This is a genomic window from Chryseobacterium sp. WLY505, from assembly GCF_030846215.1.
Taxonomy (GTDB): domain Bacteria; phylum Bacteroidota; class Bacteroidia; order Flavobacteriales; family Weeksellaceae; genus Chryseobacterium.
The window spans coordinates 1-18,461 of record NZ_JAVCWI010000020.1; the positions used below are offsets into that span (position 1 = coordinate 1).

Consider the following 18,461-nt stretch of genomic DNA (forward strand, 5'->3'; position numbering starts at 1 on the left):
AATTTTTGCAATGATCAGAACAGGGAAACTATATGAAAAAAACTATAATAATTCTTTGTTTTTGTCATAGAAATCGGAATGACAAAAGGGTGAAACGTTCTACACTAATTGTGTGAATTAAATATGCACAACATTTGTCATTCAGAGCGTAACGGAGTGGAGCGTGGAATCTAATAAAGTAATCAACAACATCGGCCTTTGTCCAATATAAAAAGAAAAATACAAAAGGCTTTAGCCAAAACTTAATTTTAAATTTTGGCTAAAGCCAATTATATTACATACAAAAGAAAACGGGCTAAAGCCCGTTCCTATTGATATTGAGATTCTTCATTCCATTGCATTTCAGAATGACAGTTTTCGTTACAAATATTAGTTAAGACTCTACCAGCATTGCACCATCTTTTAAAATCAAATACTCCTGTCCTACTTCCTCAGAAATATTTTTCAAATCCTGATCATCAAACACCTGAGGGATATAGCATTTCTCGTGGGCAAACAATCCGTAATGGATAGGCACCAGCTTTTTAGCATGCAGAAGATGAGCTGCAGCAAAGGCTTCTTTCAGATTGAGAGAAGCAGGAACAGGGCTATATTCTAATCCGATGATCTCGAAATTTACTACTACTCCGTTTACGGGTAAGAAAGCGTAATTGATATTGGGGTTTTCTCTTCCAAGCTTCCAGAACTGGTTGTGCCAGATGGTATCTCCACCATGAAAGATTTTAGTATCACCATCATCTACAAGCCAGGAAGACTGTATTTCTCCTACGCCATCCATGGCAAATACAGGTTTGAAGGTGATATTGTTTTCTGTGAAGGTTTCATCAAGATCAAGAACGATCATTTCAACATCAGGTACAAGTTTTCTTACAATAGCTTCCAGTCCTACGTAGACGATCAGTTTTCCATCTTTCTTTAAACATTTTCGGATTACTCCTTTATCAAAATGATCAAGATGCATATGCGTAAAAAGGATATAATCCGCCTGCACATGCTCTGAAAATTCTAAAAGATTCTCTACAGCATCACCCAACACAGGTTTGTAATAAGAGAAATCTTCTACAGCATCTATTAAGATGGTTTTGTTGTGTGAAGTGAGTTTTACACCTGCCCAGTTTAATTTTTGTATTTCCATACTCTTTTTTCAGCAAAGGAAGTAACTTACGGAAGACAAGACAATAAACAAAAGATAATTAATGAATAGGTATGTAGAAAGATAAACGCGATGTACGCAAAGAATATATTAATGATGACTAGTTTTTCGATCACAAGGGCATTTCATTCAGCTAAAAACATACTGTTGCTGAGCGACAGCACATTTGCGAACGTTGCGTTAAGGCTTACGAAGACAAGGCAATAAACAAAAGATAATTAATGAGGATGCATGTAGAAGAAAGATAAAAACGCGATGTACACAAAGAATATATTAATGATGGCTATTTTTTCGATCGCAAGGGCATTTCATTCAGCTAAAAAATTATACCATTGCTAAGCGACAGCACATTTGCGAACGTAAAATAGAATAAAAACTTTGCGAGCATTGCGTTAAAAATAAAACTAATGAATACGCTTTCTGATCCGGCTTAAAGAAATAGGTGTAATGCCAATATAGGAAGCAAGATATTTCAGAGGAATATTCTGAATATAATGAGGTTTATTCTTGAGTAAGTATTCATAGAGATCCTGCGGAGTATTTTTCAGCAGGAGCATTTCTCTTTTCATCGCAGCATTGAGTTTTCTGCTCAGATAGTAGTTCTGTACGAAACGGCAGTGCGGATTTACAGCAAACAGGTTTTTCACCTCATCCAGAGTGATTTCCCATGCCAGTCCTCTGTTGATAGACTCGTAAACGGCATCGGAACTTTTTTCTTCAACAGTGAAAATATCACCGGGAAAGTAGAATTCTGCGCAGATTTCGGTATCGATATCTGAGGTACTGTTGATGTAGTATTTACGGACAAGCCCATCTTCTACAAGATAGGCTTTGTTGTCATTAAATATGTTTTTCTTTGAAAATTCAACCTCAGCAAACTTCTCCCATACAGGATCACTATCCTCTACGTTCAGGTGTGAAAACAGTTTTTTGTTGATGGTTGCCAATGTTGAATTTTTATATTACAATAAGTTTTCGTCTACAAGGTTCGGAAGGGTCACTTTTAAGTTTGGTTCTGCTTCCATCGCTCTTTTAATGGCGAAAATAGCGCCTTCATTTCTTGCCCAGCTTCTTCTTGAGATTCCGTTGTTCACGTCCCAGAAAAGCATAGACTTCAGCCTTCTGTCGGCATCATCACTGCCGTCAAGAAGCATTCCGAAACCTCCGTTGATTACTTCTCCCCAGCCTACTCCTCCTCCATTGTGAATGGAAACCCAGGTAGCTCCACGGAAACTGTCTCCAATCACATTGTGAATGGCCATATCGGCTGTAAATCTTGATCCGTCATAGATATTGGAAGTCTCTCTGTAAGGAGAATCTGTTCCTGAAACATCATGATGGTCTCTACCTAATACAACTGGACCTATTTCCCCATTTTTAATGGCTTTGTTGAAGGCTTCAGCAATTTTCATTCTTCCTTCTGCATCTGCATAAAGGATTCTTGCCTGAGAACCTACCACCAGTTTGTTTTCCTGTGCTCCCTTGATCCACTGAATGTTATCTTTCATCTGTTGCTGGATCTCTTCAGGAGAATTCTTAACCATTTCTTCTAATACGACACATGCAATATCATCTGTCTTCTGAAGGTCCTCAGGATTTCCACTGGAACATACCCAACGGAATGGTCCGAAACCATAATCAAAACACATAGGCCCCATAATATCCTGTACATAACTCGGGTATTTGAATTCTCTTCCCAATGTCGGATTTTCTGCCATTACATCTGCTCCGGCTCTGGAAGCTTCCAGTAAAAAGGCATTTCCGTAATCGAAGAAATAAGTTCCTTTTGCGGTATGTTTATTGATCGCTGCTGCGTGTCTTCTCAACGTTTCCTGAACTTTTTCTTTGAATAACTCAGGATTTTCAGCCATCATGATATTAGATTCTTCAAAACTTTGTCCTGCAGGATAGTAGCCTCCCGCCCAAGGATTATGAAGTGAAGTCTGATCCGATCCGATATCAATTCTTACGTCTTCCTGATCGAATTTCTCCCAAACTTCCACAATATTTCCAAGATAAGCCAAAGACACCGTTTCTTTATTAGCCTGTGCTTCTCTTACTCTTTTTACCAGTGCATCAAGATCTTCATGAATTTCATTCACCCATTTCTGATCGTGGCGGATTTTCGTGATCTTCGGATTCACTTCTGCACATACGGTAACGCAGCCCGCAATATTTCCTGCTTTTGGCTGAGCTCCACTCATTCCTCCTAATCCTGAAGTAACGAAAAGTCCTCCTTTCGGTTCTTTTTTGATTTTTCTGAAAGCATTTAACACTGTAATCGTTGTTCCGTGAACAATCCCCTGAGGGCCGATATACATATAACTTCCTGCCGTCATCTGTCCGTATTGGGTAACACCTAATGCATTGAATTTCTCCCAATCATCCGGTTTTGAATAATTCGGGATCATCATACCATTCGTTACAACAACTCTTGGCGCATCTTTATGAGAAGGGAATAATCCCATCGGATGTCCTGAATACATCACCAATGTCTGATCATTATTCATTTCCGACAGATACTTCATTGTCAACAGATACTGTGCCCAGTTTGAGAAAACCGCTCCATTTCCACCGTAAGTAATCAATTCATGAGGGTGCTGCGCTACCGCATAATCCAGGTTATTCTGAATCATCAGCATAATGGCTTTCGCCTGCTCAGATTTTCCTGGATAATCTGTGATAGGTCTCGCCTTCATTTCATAATCCGGACGGAAACGGTACATATAAATCCTTCCGTAATCTTCCAGTTCCTGCTTAAATTCAGGAATCAGTTCTGCGTGAAACTGCGGTTCAAAATAACGTAAAGCATTCTTCAATGCCAGTTTTTTCTCTTCTTCTCCTAAAATTTCTTTACGTTTCGGAGCATGGTTGATATTGGTTTCGTATGGTTTCGGTTGTGGCAGTTGATTAGGAATCCCCTGCTGGATCTGTTCTTGGAATGTCATATTACTATTTAAAGGTCTATGTTTTAAACAATGTTTGAAGTTTTAAAGATATTCAAAATAGGAAATATAGGCAAGGGGTGAGGGGAAGAATGGTTTAAAGTTTAAGGTTTAAGGTTTAAGGTTTAAGGTTTAAGGTTTAAGGTTTAAGGTTTAAGCAAAGTTATGAAAGCTGTAAACCAGCCACCATTTGATATTAAATACTATATTTGAATAAATGCGCCTCAATTCCCCTCCCTCGGAGGGGTGGATTTCAAAGTTTTTAACTTTGAAAGACGGGGTGGTCAAAACACAACAATGAAAGAAATCCTTACCGTCATCAACGGAATTCCGATCCGCAGGAATTTCGTTGAGAATCTACCTTACAATCCCTATTTAAAAGTATTATTAAAAGAAAAGCGTAAAGCTCGGATTTTGGGTGAAGTGATCTTCTGGAAGAAAGTCCGTGCAAAAAAATTCTATACCATTGACTTTGACCGACAAAGGATTATCGGAAATTATATTGTTGATTTCTATGTGAAAACTTTAGGACTCATTATAGAAATAGATGGTTCAAGCCATGATGAAAAACAGGTCTATGATGGGATAAGAGAAGAATATCTTGAGTCTTTGGGGCTTTCGGTTTTTAGAATCAGTGATTTTGATGTGAGGAATAATCTGAGTCTGGTGATGAAGGAATTGGAGGATTTTATTGTGCTGTACTATGGAACCACCCCGTCTTCAAAAATTTTCTAATTTTTGAATCCACCCCTCCGAGGGAGGGGAATTGCCCTTACCCATATTAGTCATTATTCAATATAAAAAAACCTTACTGAAATTCAATAAGGCAGATTTTTGTATCGTTAAAGTTTAGGTTAAAACATCGTCGTTTTCTTCTTCATGGTCATCTTCATTATCGCTGAGACTCCAGTAGTTGTTTTCTTCATCTTCTGCTCCTATTTCTTCCATTTCATCATCGTCTTCAGCTCCAGGGATATCTAAGCCTTTATCTATTTTATCTTCATCAAAATCTTCATCCAGAATAGGATTTCCGTCTCCATCAAGTGGAATATGTTTTTCTTTCTGGAAAATATCTTCATTGGGATTATAATCCATTTGTTCCAGCTTTCTGTTCTGTTCATTAATATTGTCTTCCGGTACCATGATAATATTATTTAAGGGTTTACATATTTAAAACAAAAATAATTCCAAGTTATGCTGAATAATCAGAATAAACGTCAGGGTTTGCGCAATGTGGCATTTTTTTATTTTTCGAAAAGGCGATAATATTTCCTGCAGCCAGTCTGGCCATTCCATTTCGGGCCTCAACAGTGGCAGAGCCGATATGTGGCAGAATGCAGACAGTTGAAAGTCCCAGAATAGGATCATCTGCAGACATCGGTTCCGGATTGGTAACATCCAGACCAGCTCCCCAGATTTTCCTGTCAACGAGTGCCTGATACAGATCTTTTTGGTTGTGAAAACCACCTCTGGCTGTATTGATGAAAATAGCATTTGGTTTCATCTGCTCAAATATAGAATAGTTGAATAATTCTTTCTGCTCAGGAGTGAAATTGGCATGTACACTCAATACATCTGATCTCCGAATCAGTTCTTCGAAAGAAACATAAGTTGCTCCCAACTCTTTTTCTGCTTCTTCGTTTTGATGGCGGTTATGATAAATGATATTCATTCCAAAAGCTTTTTTTGATTTCTCAGCCATTTCATAGCCGATACGTCCCAATCCAAAAATACCGAGTGTTTTTCCATACAGCTCCTGTCCCAAAGCATGTAAAGGATCAAATGCACCCCAGTTATCTTCTTTTACTTTCTGAAAATTATAGCTCGCTCTTCTGGCAACAGACTGCATCAGTAAAAAAGCAACATCTGAAGTAGCCCTGCTCAAAACATCCGGAGTATTTCCTACCGGAATATTTCTTTGTGTAGCTTCTTTAATGTCAACGTGATCAAATCCTACAGAGTATAAAGCAATGGCTTTGACATTCGGGCAGGCATCAAAAAAATTCTTATCATATTTGAAATCTCCACCCACATTGAGTATGGTGTCAGTGTTTTTACAGTAATGAATCCATTCTTCGTAAGAAAGGTTTTCGTTTTCCGGAAATATAAGTTCCAGACCGGCCTCATTCAGCATTTCAATTCCTGTTTCGGGAATTCTTCTATTGATAAAAACTTTCATTGTACTGTTCTTTAATGATTGTAAATAAAAAAACCTCACTCGCAAAAAGTAAGGTTATTGAACTTTAATATTAAAAAAATTATTTCTTTTCATCTGAATGTTTCGATTCAAAATCTATTTATTTTCTGTGATGGCGATTGTATACTGAGGGTTTTAATTCTATCAATTTTCATTCCGAAACCGAGTTAAAAGATTTTAAATTTTGATTAAATCCAAATGAATTTTATCTATGAAAAATAGGTTCTCTAAAAGCCAAACTAGCAGGCTTTTGCCGTTCTGATTGAGAAAGAATCTCATTGACTAAGCTGTATGAGATTCTTCATTACATTGCATTTCATTCAGAATGACGCACTCTTTAGAAATCTCTTACTATTGATTCGTATTCCCGAGCATCGGAACAAATTTATAGGCTCCAAATTCTTCTTTTTCAAATTCTGTAGGACCTACTTTTGTAAATCGGTATAAAACCTGTTCATCCGTTGGGCCTAATGGAATTACCATTATTCCTCCGACATTCAGTTGTTTTAAAAGTTCTGTAGGTAATGTGGAAGCACCACAGGTTACAATTATTTTGTCGAAAGGAGCGAAAGTAGGAAGCCCTGCAAAACCATCTCCAAAACTTTGGAATTTTGGAAACAGATGAAGTTCTCTGAGTTTCTTTTTGGAAAAATCAAACAGGTCTTTCTGTCTTTCCACCGTATAGACATGAGCTTTCATCGCCATTAACACTGCGGTCTGATATCCGCATCCTGTTCCAATCTCCAACACTTTTTCACCTGGTTTTACCTTCAATAGTTCAGACTGTTCCGCTACCGTGGAAGGATGGGAAATGGTCTGATGTGCGAGAATGGGAAATGCCCTGTCTTCATAGGCAAAATCTTCAAAAATACTTTCGATAAAAAGGTGTCTCGGAACTTCACTCATCGCCGAAAGTACATTTTCATCCGAAATACCAATTCTGTTTCGAAGGTAATCTACTAAAATCTTTCTTTTTCCTTTATGTACAAACGAATCCTGCATTTGACAAAAGTAATAAATTAGAAATTAGATTTCAGAAATTGAAGCAAAGAATTATCCACAAAAATAAAGCAATCAAAAAATGACTGCTATGTTTTTATTCCTTAATTCCACTTTATCGGATAAGGTCCGTAAAAATCGCTGAAGGTATTATCAGCACATTTTTTTCTCACAAAAAAATTATAATTCACTGTTTTACTTAATCCTACATAAATAGCTTTTTGACCTGCAAACACCAAATCTCCGCTTGCCGGATGAGCAGAACTTGTTGTCAAAACCGTTTCATATGCGGAAACCCCATCATTTTCCCAGGATACTGTAGCATCAAAAACAGAAGAATTCGCAGAAGAGGTTGTTTTTGAATAGGTTGCGTACTCCGGCTTTACGCATGTTGTTGTATTAGTAGCCAAAACAGTAACAGGTCCCGCCCAATGGCTCCGTCCATTAGCTATTCCACAATTTTTTCTCACATAAAGGTCGTATTTATTATTTTTATAGAGAGGAAGGTTATAAAAATACTTGTTGGTGACCACTGTAGTTCCCTTTCCCAAAGAGAAACCCTGTTCCCCATACTGTATTTCAAAATATCCTTCGCCCTGACTTATAAAGCTCCAGGAAAGCTTGTTATTTCCTTTTTCAAATATAAGATTTGTTGGAGTTCCACATTGAGCCTGCGGGTCATATGGACTATCTCCAATACATCCGGCAGTACATAATCCCAGGATGAACACAATCGAAATTATTCTTTTCATAGTTATTTTTCAGACCGTGAATTTACTGTAATTTCTTTAATGAATACATGGGCTTCATCTTGAATATCTCCAAGTGAAAAGTCATGTATTTTATAAATGTACATTCACTATCTTTACAAAAATTTAATACAGCTATGTTAAAAGCAGGTTTGGTAGGTGCCGGACACTTGGGAAAAATACATTTAAAACTTCTTAATCAGTCAGATAGATATGAATTTGTAGGTTTCCATGATAAAGATGTTGAAAACGGAAAGAAATTAGAAGCCGAATTCGGATATCAATATTTTGAAAATTTTGATGATTTACTGGAACAGATTGACATGCTTGACATTGTCACTCCTACAATTTATCATTATGATTATGCTTTAAAGGCTATTGAAAAAGGTCTTCATTTCTTTATTGAAAAACCGGTAACCCAAACTCTTGAGCAGGCAGAAGAAATTCTTCGTTTATGCCAGGAAAGAGGAATCAAAGCACAGGTAGGACACGTTGAGCGATACAACCCAGCGTTTATTGCTACCAAGGAATACATCAGTACTCCGATGTTTATTGAAATCCACAGGCTGGCTGAATTTAATCCACGTGGTACGGATGTTTCTGTAGTATTGGATCTTATGATTCACGATCTTGATATTTTATTAAGCATTGCTAAATCTAAAGTGAAAAATATCCACGCAAGCGGTGTTTGTGTAGTAAGCAAAACTCCGGATATTGCCAACGCAAGAATAGAGTTTGAAAACGGATGTGTGGCCAACCTTACCACTTCCAGAATTTCTATGAAGGCGATGAGAAAAAGCAGATTCTTCCAGAAAGATGCTTACATTTCCGTTGATTTCCTTGAGAAAAAGGCTGAAGTGATCAGAATGAAGGATGCTCCTGAAAACCCTACTCCATTTGATATGATTATTGAAAATGCAGAGGGAGAAAAGAACCAGATTCTGTTTGAATATCCGAATATCCAGCCTAACAATGCTATTCTGGATGAATTAAACTCTTTCGCTGATGCGATTACGGGCGACAAAAATGTAGAAGTTTCTCTTGAAGATGGAACCGAAGCATTGAAAGTGGCTTTAGAGATTATGAAACTGATCAGTTAGCATGAAAATAAAGTCTGCACTATTTTTGGCAGCAATCACAATACTATCTTGTAATCAGAAAAAAAATGGTTATGAGATAGATTGTGATGATCAAAAAAAGCAGGCACAAAATGATTTCAATTATAAAAATTATACCTGGACCAATTTCTCAGGCTTAGGCTATGATTATCTGGGTGAAAAGGAATTTATAGAGCTTCTGAACCAGAATCATATAAAAACGCAGCAAATTCCCACGTCTTGTATAAGATTTCCGAATGATCAGTATGAAAACTGCCGGGAAATTGAGATGAACAGACTTATTTTAAAAAAATTTGGAAAGAAATTTATAGACTCTTTACGCTTTACCGCGAAGCAACTGTTTATAAAAAATCATCCTGATGAAATATTTTCATATGAACAATGCGATGATATTTCACGCTATCCTGGCTCTACCACAGACAATCAGTTTGAAAAGCTGCAAACTGATTACCTAAAAAAATTTCCTACTCCCCAAGGATATAATTCAAAAAAGGAAAAGTTTTATTCCTACACTTCAGCTTCTTTTATTATTACTAAAAACGGAAAAATTAAGGATTTATCAGTAAAAAGTGAATTTCAAAACAAAAAAAACAATATATTTGAAAAACAATTCAATAAACAATTGAAAGCTTTTGTTTTAGACACGCAATGGATTCCTGGCAGAATAAATGGTCTGAATGTAGATTCTTACTATGATGCCAACATTCATTATGACTAATTTCTAAAAAACTCCTATTATTTAAATCATTAAAACTACTATGAAAAGAGCCATTCTATTATCCGCACTTTTATTGTCTCAATTTGGGACATCACAATTACTGAAGACTTCAGGACAGAAAATCGTTAATGATAAAGGTGAAAATATTCAATTGAAAGGCCTTGGGCTGGGCGGTTGGATGCTTCAGGAAGGATATATGCTGAAAACTGCTGATTTTGCAGGTCCTCAGTATAAGATTAAGGAGAAAATTGCAGAATTGATTGGTGAAGACGGAATGAATGAGTTCTACAAAGCGTACCTGAAAAACGGAATCACTAAACAGGATATCGACTTTCTGGCCAAAGCCGGATTCAATTCGATAAGGCTTCCGATGCACTACAATCTTTATACACTGCCGATTGAAAAGGAACCTGCCAAAGGAAAAGATACATGGATGGATGAAGGTTTTAAAATGACTGATGATCTTCTTCAATGGTGTACCGATAACAAAATATACCTGATTCTCGATCTGCATGCTGCACCGGGAGGTCAGGGAAATGATGCCAACATCTCTGACAATGATAAGTCTAAACCTGCACTTTGGGCGAATGAAGAAAATCAGAGAAAAACAATTGCACTTTGGAAAAAACTGGCCGAGAGGTATAAAGACAATCCATGGATTGGAGGGTACGACCTTATTAATGAACCCAACATCAACTTTACAGGTAAAAACCCCAATGGTACAGATGAGATGTCTAATGCTCCACTTTGGAAGCTTCAGAAAGACATCACTGCAGCCATCAGAGAGGTTGATAAAAAACATATTATTTTCATTGAAGGAAACGGCTGGGGAAACAATTATAACGGATTACCAGCTATCTGGGATAACAATATGGCTTTCAGCTTTCATAAATACTGGAATTACAATGATGATCAAACCCTTCAATTTGCTCTTGATCTCAGAGAGAAGCACAATATGCCGATCTGGCTTGGAGAAACCGGTGAGAATTCCAATGTATGGTTTACTGAATTGATTCAGCTTTTAGGCAAGCATAATATCGGTTATGCCTTCTGGCCGATGAAAAAGATTGATAATATTGCAGGCATTACCAATGTGAAAATCACGTCTGAATATGAAAAACTATTGGATTACTGGAAAAACGGAGGTGAAAAGCCTTCTAAAGAGTATGCCAAAAAAGCTCTACTACAGATTGCCGATAATTATAAACTGAACAACACGGAAATTAAAAGAGATGTGATTGATGCGATGTTCAGACAGATTACAGATGCTTCTACGAAACCTTTCAGAAATCATCAGGCTCCGGGAAGAATATTTGCTTCAGAATATGATTTGGGAAGAATGGGCTCTGCGTATCTGGATAAGGATTTTATTAATCTTTGGGTAAGTGATCCGGCGAAAAGATCAGAATGGAACTCCGGACAGCAGATGAGAAATGATGGGGTGGATATTTATAAATGTAATGATAAGGTGACGAATCAGTATTATGTAGGAAAAACAGAAAACGGAGAATGGCTTCAGTACACAATTCAGTCAAAAGAAAACAAAAATTATACATTTGATATCCGGTATGCATCAGCCACTGATTCTAAAGTAAGAATTGAAACGGCTTCCGGAAAAGTTTTAGCTACAGTTTCATTGGCATCTACTGGTGGAAATGAAAACTGGAAAACGGTATCAGTAAAAAACATCAGCCTTCAGAAAGGGGAAAACAAGATCAGAATTGTCTTTGAAAATGATGGTGTTAATCTAAATTATTTTGAATTAAAATAGTAATAATTGTCTTAAATTGCAGCTCTCTTCCGGTCTTCGGAAGAGAGCTTTTTTAATGATCCTATTATGAAAAAAACAGCATTCTTTTTTCTTCTGATTTCAGCATTTACCTTTGCTCAGACTTCTTTATTAGAACAGAAAATAAGTTCAATCCTTAAGAACAAAAAAGCGACAGTAGGCGTTTCGGTCTTAGGTTTTGAAAATGGTTTTATATACAATAAAAATGCAGACAAAAAGCTCCCGATGCAGAGTGTATTTAAATTTCACATTGCCGCAGCAGTTCTGAACGATGTAGATCAGGGAAAACTTTCTCTGGATCAGAAAATAAAATTGGATCAATCAAACTTGCTGGAAAATACATGGTCGCCACTTCGTGATCAATATCCTGGAGGAAATGTTGAAATTCCCTTAAGTGAAGTCATTGAATATACGGTTGCCAAAAGTGATAACAACGGCTGTGATATTCTTCTCAGACTATTGGGAGGAACCCAGACTGTTCAAAAATTTATGGATTCCAAAGGGGTAAAAGGTTTTCAGATCAAATATAATGAAGAGGACATGCATAAAGACTGGAATGTTCAATATGAAAATTACAGCACTACAAAATCAGAAGTCGATGTCCTTAAAAAATTCTATGACGGGAAATTACTTTCCAAAAAATCTACCGATTATCTGATGAAAGTACTATGGTCTACTTCTACAGGATTGAACAAAATGGTTGAACAGCTTCCAAAAAACACTCCTGTGGCAAGAAAAACGGGAGCTTCCGGAAAGAATAATGCGGGCTTAACGGGTGCAGAAAATGAAATAGGAATCGTTACTTTACCGAATGGCAAACACTATGCATTAGCCGTATTTGTCAGTAATTCAACGGAAACTGATGCTGTCAACTGCAGGATGATTTCAGATATTTCCCGGGAGGTTTGGGAATATTTTAATAAGTAAAATTTTAAGCTTATTTTTAAAGCGATTTAACATGAAAAAAATAATACTAACAACGGCTCTGTTTGCTTTCACGCTCTTTTACGCACAGAAGAATCAGAATTATTTAGAGATCAGCTACGGAAGTGTATGCTGTGGTCCTGCCTCTGATAAACCTGTCATGAGTTTTCTGAAAGAATTTAAGAACAAAAGCCAGATAAAAAGCCTGGAAGTCCTGATCCAAAAAGGGATGGGAAGAGAAGGCGAATATACGTTATACGTGGGCACAGATTTTCTCACAAAGAATCAGAAAAAACGATTGATAAGAGGGTTAACAGCCACTGTTTCCAACCAGAACAATAATAAGAAAAGTCAAAGTACCGGAAATGTTTCCTTTGACTCTACAGCTGTTGTCACACAATCGGATCTTACAGAGATAAAAAATTTAACTATCTATAAAAAATAAAGGAAAAATGATCAAAAACATTGTAGTTATCGGAGCGGGAACCATGGGGAATGGTATTGCACATACTTTCGCACAAAGCGGTTTTAAAGTAAATCTTGTAGATGTATCTCAGGAAGCTCTGGACAGAGGTTTAAAAACCATTACTACCAATCTTGACAGAATCATTGCAAAAGGAAACCTTACAGAGGAGCAGAAAGCTGAAACTTTAGGCAACATCACTACTTTTACAGCACTGAATGATGCTGCAGGTTCTGCAGATCTTATTGTAGAAGCTGCTACAGAAAACCTGGATCTTAAATTGAAGATCTTTGGTCAGATGGATGAACTGGCTCCAGCCAACTGTATCCTTGCAACCAATACTTCTTCTATTTCTATCACAAAAATTGCTGCAGCTACCAAAAGAGCTGATAAAGTAATCGGTATGCACTTTATGAACCCGGTTCCTATCATGAAACTGGTAGAAATCATCAAAGGATATTCTACTTCCAAAGAAACTTTTGATTCCATTTATGAAATGAGTAAAACTTTGGGTAAAGTTCCTGTAGAGGTGAATGACTATCCAGGTTTTGTGGCAAACAGAATTTTAATGCCAATGATTAATGAGTCTATCGAAACGCTTTATAACGGGGTGGCTGGTGTAGAAGAAATTGATACGGTAATGAAACTGGGAATGGCTCATCCTATGGGTCCGCTTCAATTGGCAGACTTTATTGGTCTTGATGTATGCCTTGCCATTCTGAACGTAATGTATGATGGTTTCAAAAATCCTAAGTACGCTCCAAACCCATTGCTTGTGAATATGGTGACAGCCGGAAAACTGGGTGTAAAATCAGGAGAAGGGTTCTACGATTATTCTGAAAGCAAAAAAGCTGAAAAAGTTTCAAAAATGTTTTTGAAGTCATCTTAAATCAATAATTTTATTTATCTTTGAGAAAGTTAAAACATTAAAAAAATGAAATTACCAAAGTTTTTATTAGCAGATAATTCGGAGTTTCCAGAGGATCTATTCGTAGTTCATACAGAATATCCAAGATTTATCCTAAACGTTGAGGAAGAAGAAGTTGAGTGGTTAGATGATCTTGAAGGTGATGATGAAGAAACGATGGCAGACGAGGCTACTAAAGTAGTAGAAGCAGCGTTCAAATGGTGCGACGAAGAGTTGGCTAAGTACGACGAAGAAGAGGAAGATTAATAACACTCTAAACATAAAAAAGGAACTCAATTGAGTTCCTTTTGTTTTTTATTCTGATTTTGTGAATTTCAATAGCAAAAGATTGTCTTTGTACAATTCCAAAGTATTTCCGGAAACCACATATTTGTTAGCTTTTCCCATCATATCCATAAAGTTCTGCTCCACTCCGATGTTGCTGCACATCATTTTCGTAGATCCCATCTGTCCTGCTGTAAAACTTCCTGTAGACGGATCTATTGTAGCCGTTCCGAAATAGTTGTTACATCCTGCATTTCCAGTGATCTTTTCTCCTTCAATATTCAATGTCGGAACTTTACCTTTTACCGTTTCAGCCAAAGTCCATTTAGTGCTGGCAAGAGCAGGTTGAGCTTTTCCTACTTTAGATGCAGACGGGCTTGTCATGGATCCACATGAAGCCAATACTGCCGCTGTACATATACTTAAAAAAAGATTTTTCATTTTTTTCTTTTTGAATTAACCCAAATTTACGGAAATTATATTATTTAAACGGGCTGCCGTGAATTTTATTATTCTTTAACAATTGATATTTTGAATATTTTTCCGAGCAAAAGATCTTATTATGCGGTCATAAGTTGGAAAACGCAAAGACGCAAATTTGTTAATATGCAGCAGGTTTAAGATGCAAAGATTTTATCTCCGATAAAATTTTTCGGTGTCTTTGTCATTCCGGGCAAAGCAAGAAATCTATACTAATTGGTTTATAAAATATATTGAGACTCTACGGAGTGATAAAGACTGTGGATAGATTGTTTTTATACAAAATTTCCATTTTAAACACGAATAACACTAATATTTTCACTAATATCACTAATGCAGTTCAATCGGAACGGGCTATAATCCTGAGCTTAGTCGAAGGGAGCTTGTTTTTGTATCAACAAAATTCATTTGGCTTTAGCCGAAACATATTAATGGTTACATTAAAAACAAAAAAACGGACTTAAAAAAGTCCGTTTCTTTTATTGTGAAATATATTTTCAAATATTAAGATCTCAACTCAGCGTTGAATTCTTTCTGGAAAGCTTTGATCAGAGAATCCATCACTTCTGTAATCTCTTTTTCTTCCAGTGTTTTTTCTTCGTTTAATAGCTCGAAGCTCATGGCATAAGACTTCTTACCTTCAGGAAGATTTTTACCTTCATACACATCAAACAGGTTAATGTTTTTAATGAATGGAGATTTGTTCTTTTTAGCCGTCTGATATAGATCCTGATAGTTAACTGTTTTATCAATCAATAAAGCTAAGTCTCTTCTTATTTTGTTGAACTTCGGAATGTCTTTGAATTTCAATTCATTTTTAGAACGCAATTCCTGAGCAAATTCAAGTTCAATTTCAGCGTAGAAGCATTCCTGATCGATATCAAAGTCTTTCAATAAAGCAGGCGCTACTTTTCCGATTCTTACCAAAGTTTTACCTTCTGCCTCATAAGCCAAAGCATCAGAGAACCTTTCGTCAGAAAGAGCAACTTCCTTGTAGTCTACCGCAAGTCTTTCCAATAAAACTTTTACGTAAGCTTTAAGGTTATAGAAACTTACCGCAGATTTTGGCTGAAGCCAGTTTTCGGCAACATCTCTTCCTGAAACCAGTAATACCAATTGTTTTCTTTCTTCGTATTTATCTTTTTTGTGATAAATTTTTCCTAATTCGAAGAATTTGATATCCTGATTTTTTCTGTTGATGTTATATACTGTATTCTGAAGAAGTCCTTCTAATAAAGACTTTCTCATGAATGCTAAGTCACCACTTAAAGGATTCAATAGTTTTACAGCATCTGTTTCATCTTTTACAGAAGTTAAAGAATTGTTCATTACTTCATTGAAACCAAGACCTTGTAAAGTTCTAGCCCAGCTATTTTCCAACTCGTCCTGATCGTTAGCACTTAGTTTAACAGGCGTAAACGAAATCTTCTGTGGAGCATCAATTTTATTGTATCCGTAGATTCTTAAAATCTCTTCAATCACGTCAATTTCTCTGGTTACATCAGCTCTGTAAGCAGGAACTGAGATTTCAAAACCGTTTGGAATTTCATTTAAAACCTGAATTTCCAATGCTTTTAAAATTTCTTTTACCTTTTCTCTATGGATTTTTGTTCCTAAAATCTGTTCAATTTTAGAGAATCTAAGGATCACATAGTTGTCCTCTATTTTCTTAGGATATTCTTCCAGTAACTCACCTACTAATTTTCCTTCAGCAATTTCCTGAATCATTTTAATAGCGTGAGTGATGGCTGTTCTTGTAAGGTTCGGGTCTACTCCTCTTTCAAATCTGAAAGAAGCATCTGTATTCAAACTGTGTGCTTTTGCTCCTTTTCTTACAGCAATCGGGTTGAAGTAAGCACTTTCAAGGAATATTGTTTTTGTAGTATCAGATACTCCTGAGTTCTCACCACCGAATACTCCGGCAATACACATTGGTTTATCTTTACCGTCTTTGATCATGATTTCAGAACCATTCAATGTTCTTTCAACACCATCTAAAGTCGTAAATTTTGTTCCCGGTTTTACTACACCTACTTTCACTTTCTTATCTGCAATTTTATCTGCATCAAATGCGTGAAGCGGCTGTCCGTACCCGTGAAGAATATAGTTGGTAATATCTACAACATTATTGATCGGGCTTAATCCGATCGCTTTTAATCTGTCTTTCAACCAGGATGGTGATTCTGCAACTTTTACGTCTTCAATAACCGCTCCGATATATCTTGGACACAATTCTGCATCTTCAATTTCCAGTTTGAAATCATGAGTTCCTTCATTATTCAAAACTTCAGAAGCAACTTTATTAAATTGCGACTTCAATTGGTTTGTAGAAAGGTAGGCAGGCAAATCTCTTGCAACACCATAGTGAGACATGGCATCTGTTCTGTTCGGTGTTAAACCGATTTCAAAAACCTCGTCATTGGTTAATTCGAAATAGTCTGCAAAGTTTTTTCCTACTTCATATTTTGTTTCATCCAGCACCATAATTCCTCCGTGATCATCGCTAAGACCTAGTTCGTCTTCTGCGCAGATCATCCCCTGAGAAACCTCTCCTCTGATTTTTGCTTCTTTAATTTCAAAAAAGTTTCCGGTTTTGTCATAGATTTTTGTTCCGACAACGGCTACAGGAACAGTTTGTCCTGCTTCAACATTAGGAGCTCCGCAAACAATGTTCAACACTTTTCCGTTTCCTACATCTACTGTTGTCTTCTTCAGTTTGTCAGCATTCGGATGTTTTTCGCAGGTAAGTACTTTACCTACAACAATTCCTTCCAGGCTGCCTCTTACACTTTCAAATTTATCTATCCCTTCAACCTCAAGACCTATATCTGTAAGGAATTCACCGATTCTTTCAGTTTTTGATTCCGTTTTTACAAAGTCCTTCAGCCAGTTGTTTGATATTTTCATTTGTTAATCTATCTACTTATTTAATTCGTCAGATGTACCCTAAGGTTTTATCTGCTCTATTTTGAAACTTTTATTTGAAATCCCACCCCTTTTCCGGTATGATTTTTCGAGCTACAAATGTCGTGTTTTTTTGAGAAATAGAGAAATTTAGAAGCGATTTTAAGATAATAAATTTTCGTTAATCCTTCTGCTGCTGCTTCAGGAAACTATTGGTCCAACGGTATCACCAGCTTCTTCAGACTATCAGAAAATAATACCAACCCTCCTGCCATCATGATAATATCCTTCAATACAAGACGTCCTGCTCCCGACAGATAGGGAAATCCATATTGAGGGGTAGCATAATCTCCACCCAGATTGGGGACGTAAACTTCAGGGGTTGTTATCAGAAATGATAGCGTGACAAGAGACATTAAAAACGTTAAAGCACCACCCACAGCTCCTATTTTAGGAAACCAGATTCCTAAGAGCACCAAGAATCCGATCACAACGATCATTGTTCCCAAACCATAAGAAAAAGCGTATGTTCCGTTTTCCTGATGCCAGTCAATATTTTTCTGAACTACTTTTCCTTCCGGATTTTTATACAAAGTGTATTCTGCAACCCGTTTTTTATCTTCATTAATAACTTTATGGTCTGCATTTTTGTAGAAAAAACTCATCAAAGGGCTGTTGGCAACGAAAGGAACAATTCCATCCGCTTCGTAATGAAAGGCTTTCAAGCCTCCAATCCATGCCATAACGATGAAAATTGAAATTCTGAGAAAATTTAAAAAGTAAGCATCCCATTGTAATAATTGGTGATACAGTCTGCTATTTTTCATGTG

18 protein-coding genes are annotated in these 18,461 nt (G+C 36.7%); 8 read left to right on the top strand and 10 right to left on the bottom strand.

All coding sequences use genetic code 11. The annotated features are described in order from the left end of the window. Positions 1-373 precede the first annotated feature (373 nt). The 3 genes from RAH34_RS22385 to RAH34_RS22395 form a co-directional block, all read right to left on the bottom strand. Positions 374-1,135: an MBL fold metallo-hydrolase gene (locus RAH34_RS22385; RefSeq protein WP_306597627.1), complete on the bottom strand. Its 762-nt coding sequence runs from the start codon at positions 1,133-1,135 to the stop codon at positions 374-376. 422 nt (positions 1,136-1,557) lie between these two features. Continuing rightward, positions 1,558-2,100 carry a Crp/Fnr family transcriptional regulator gene (locus tag RAH34_RS22390; protein WP_306597628.1) on the bottom strand — a complete coding sequence of 181 codons (543 nt, stop codon included), beginning with the start codon at positions 2,098-2,100 and terminating at the stop codon, positions 1,558-1,560. A gap of 15 nt (positions 2,101-2,115) precedes the next feature. Continuing rightward, positions 2,116-4,101 carry a urocanate hydratase gene (locus RAH34_RS22395; protein ID WP_306597629.1) on the bottom strand — a complete coding sequence of 662 codons (1,986 nt, stop codon included), beginning with the start codon at positions 4,099-4,101 and terminating at the stop codon, positions 2,116-2,118. Positions 4,102-4,395: 294 nt separating this feature from the next. Between RAH34_RS22395 and RAH34_RS22400 the strand changes: the two genes are divergently transcribed. Beyond that, a complete protein-coding gene (locus RAH34_RS22400; protein ID WP_306597630.1) occupies positions 4,396-4,833 on the top strand; it encodes an endonuclease domain-containing protein in 438 nt (145 codons plus the stop codon). 114 nt (positions 4,834-4,947) lie between these two features. On the opposite strand, the gene RAH34_RS22405 is transcribed toward RAH34_RS22400, so the two are convergent. The 4 genes from RAH34_RS22405 to RAH34_RS22420 form a co-directional block, all read right to left on the bottom strand. Further along, the gene (locus RAH34_RS22405; protein WP_306597631.1) at positions 4,948-5,241 is read right to left on the bottom strand and encodes a hypothetical protein; all 294 of its coding nucleotides are present in this window, start codon (positions 5,239-5,241) and stop codon (positions 4,948-4,950) included. A gap of 49 nt (positions 5,242-5,290) precedes the next feature. Then, positions 5,291-6,277, bottom strand: coding sequence for a D-glycerate dehydrogenase (locus tag RAH34_RS22410; protein ID WP_306597632.1), 987 nt, complete (start codon positions 6,275-6,277; stop codon positions 5,291-5,293). A 369-nt stretch (positions 6,278-6,646) separates the two neighbouring features. Continuing rightward, positions 6,647-7,297: a protein-L-isoaspartate(D-aspartate) O-methyltransferase gene (locus tag RAH34_RS22415; RefSeq protein ID WP_062671873.1), complete on the bottom strand. Its 651-nt coding sequence runs from the start codon at positions 7,295-7,297 to the stop codon at positions 6,647-6,649. 101 nt (positions 7,298-7,398) lie between these two features. Then, complete coding sequence (locus RAH34_RS22420; RefSeq protein WP_306597633.1) at positions 7,399-8,046, bottom strand: hypothetical protein; 648 nt, start codon at positions 8,044-8,046, stop codon at positions 7,399-7,401. Positions 8,047-8,180: 134 nt separating this feature from the next. Here RAH34_RS22420 and RAH34_RS22425 point away from each other — a divergent pair, with 134 nt between their 5' ends. The 7 genes from RAH34_RS22425 (at position 8,181) to RAH34_RS22455 (ending at position 14,229) form a co-directional block, all read left to right on the top strand. Continuing rightward, positions 8,181-9,143: a Gfo/Idh/MocA family protein gene (locus tag RAH34_RS22425; protein WP_114821002.1), complete on the top strand. Its 963-nt coding sequence runs from the start codon at positions 8,181-8,183 to the stop codon at positions 9,141-9,143. Positions 9,144-9,429: 286 nt separating this feature from the next. Further along, entirely contained in the window at positions 9,430-9,879 is a 450-nt protein-coding gene (locus tag RAH34_RS22430; RefSeq protein WP_306597634.1) for a hypothetical protein, read from the top strand. 40 nt (positions 9,880-9,919) lie between these two features. Continuing rightward, positions 9,920-11,650 carry a cellulase family glycosylhydrolase gene (locus RAH34_RS22435; protein ID WP_306597635.1) on the top strand — a complete coding sequence of 577 codons (1,731 nt, stop codon included), beginning with the start codon at positions 9,920-9,922 and terminating at the stop codon, positions 11,648-11,650. A gap of 66 nt (positions 11,651-11,716) precedes the next feature. Then, positions 11,717-12,595: a CGA/CIA family class A beta-lactamase gene (gene bla-A / locus RAH34_RS22440; protein ID WP_306597636.1), complete on the top strand. Its 879-nt coding sequence runs from the start codon at positions 11,717-11,719 to the stop codon at positions 12,593-12,595. Between the two features lie 31 nt (positions 12,596-12,626). Continuing rightward, on the top strand, positions 12,627-13,037 hold the full coding sequence (locus tag RAH34_RS22445) for a hypothetical protein (protein WP_306597637.1): 411 nt from the start codon (positions 12,627-12,629) through the stop codon (positions 13,035-13,037). Between the two features lie 10 nt (positions 13,038-13,047). Continuing rightward, positions 13,048-13,944 carry a 3-hydroxybutyryl-CoA dehydrogenase gene (locus RAH34_RS22450; protein WP_185144346.1) on the top strand — a complete coding sequence of 299 codons (897 nt, stop codon included), beginning with the start codon at positions 13,048-13,050 and terminating at the stop codon, positions 13,942-13,944. Positions 13,945-13,989: 45 nt separating this feature from the next. Then, positions 13,990-14,229: a hypothetical protein gene (locus RAH34_RS22455; RefSeq protein ID WP_002977986.1), complete on the top strand. Its 240-nt coding sequence runs from the start codon at positions 13,990-13,992 to the stop codon at positions 14,227-14,229. A 48-nt stretch (positions 14,230-14,277) separates the two neighbouring features. Here RAH34_RS22455 and RAH34_RS22460 read toward each other — a convergent pair whose 3' ends face one another. The 3 genes from RAH34_RS22460 to RAH34_RS22470 form a co-directional block, all read right to left on the bottom strand. After that, on the bottom strand, positions 14,278-14,688 hold the full coding sequence (locus RAH34_RS22460) for an META domain-containing protein (RefSeq protein ID WP_047433591.1): 411 nt from the start codon (positions 14,686-14,688) through the stop codon (positions 14,278-14,280). Between the two features lie 543 nt (positions 14,689-15,231). Beyond that, positions 15,232-17,634 carry a phenylalanine--tRNA ligase subunit beta gene (pheT, locus tag RAH34_RS22465; RefSeq protein WP_306597638.1) on the bottom strand — a complete coding sequence of 801 codons (2,403 nt, stop codon included), beginning with the start codon at positions 17,632-17,634 and terminating at the stop codon, positions 15,232-15,234. A gap of 206 nt (positions 17,635-17,840) precedes the next feature. Beyond that, positions 17,841-18,458 (bottom strand): DUF417 family protein, encoded by a 618-nt coding sequence (locus RAH34_RS22470; protein WP_306597639.1) that lies wholly within the window; start codon positions 18,456-18,458, stop codon positions 17,841-17,843. Positions 18,459-18,461 lie beyond the last annotated feature (3 nt).

Coding starts and splice junctions, on each gene's coding strand:
- RAH34_RS22385 (WP_306597627.1), bottom strand. CDS start 1,135: ATGGAAATACAAAAATTAAACTGGGCAGGTGTAAAACTCACTTCACAC.
- RAH34_RS22395 (WP_306597629.1), bottom strand. CDS start 4,101: ATGACATTCCAAGAACAGATCCAGCAGGGGATTCCTAATCAACTGCCA.
- RAH34_RS22400 (WP_306597630.1), top strand. CDS start 4,396: ATGAAAGAAATCCTTACCGTCATCAACGGAATTCCGATCCGCAGGAAT.
- RAH34_RS22405 (WP_306597631.1), bottom strand. CDS start 5,241: ATGGTACCGGAAGACAATATTAATGAACAGAACAGAAAGCTGGAACAA.
- RAH34_RS22410 (WP_306597632.1), bottom strand. CDS start 6,277: ATGAAAGTTTTTATCAATAGAAGAATTCCCGAAACAGGAATTGAAATG.
- RAH34_RS22415 (WP_062671873.1), bottom strand. CDS start 7,297: ATGCAGGATTCGTTTGTACATAAAGGAAAAAGAAAGATTTTAGTAGAT.
- RAH34_RS22420 (WP_306597633.1), bottom strand. CDS start 8,046: ATGAAAAGAATAATTTCGATTGTGTTCATCCTGGGATTATGTACTGCC.
- RAH34_RS22425 (WP_114821002.1), top strand. CDS start 8,181: ATGTTAAAAGCAGGTTTGGTAGGTGCCGGACACTTGGGAAAAATACAT.
- RAH34_RS22430 (WP_306597634.1), top strand. CDS start 9,430: ATGAACAGACTTATTTTAAAAAAATTTGGAAAGAAATTTATAGACTCT.
- RAH34_RS22435 (WP_306597635.1), top strand. CDS start 9,920: ATGAAAAGAGCCATTCTATTATCCGCACTTTTATTGTCTCAATTTGGG.
- bla-A (WP_306597636.1), top strand. CDS start 11,717: ATGAAAAAAACAGCATTCTTTTTTCTTCTGATTTCAGCATTTACCTTT.
- RAH34_RS22445 (WP_306597637.1), top strand. CDS start 12,627: ATGAAAAAAATAATACTAACAACGGCTCTGTTTGCTTTCACGCTCTTT.
- RAH34_RS22455 (WP_002977986.1), top strand. CDS start 13,990: ATGAAATTACCAAAGTTTTTATTAGCAGATAATTCGGAGTTTCCAGAG.
- RAH34_RS22460 (WP_047433591.1), bottom strand. CDS start 14,688: ATGAAAAATCTTTTTTTAAGTATATGTACAGCGGCAGTATTGGCTTCA.
- pheT (WP_306597638.1), bottom strand. CDS start 17,634: ATGAAAATATCAAACAACTGGCTGAAGGACTTTGTAAAAACGGAATCA.
- RAH34_RS22470 (WP_306597639.1), bottom strand. CDS start 18,458: ATGAAAAATAGCAGACTGTATCACCAATTATTACAATGGGATGCTTAC.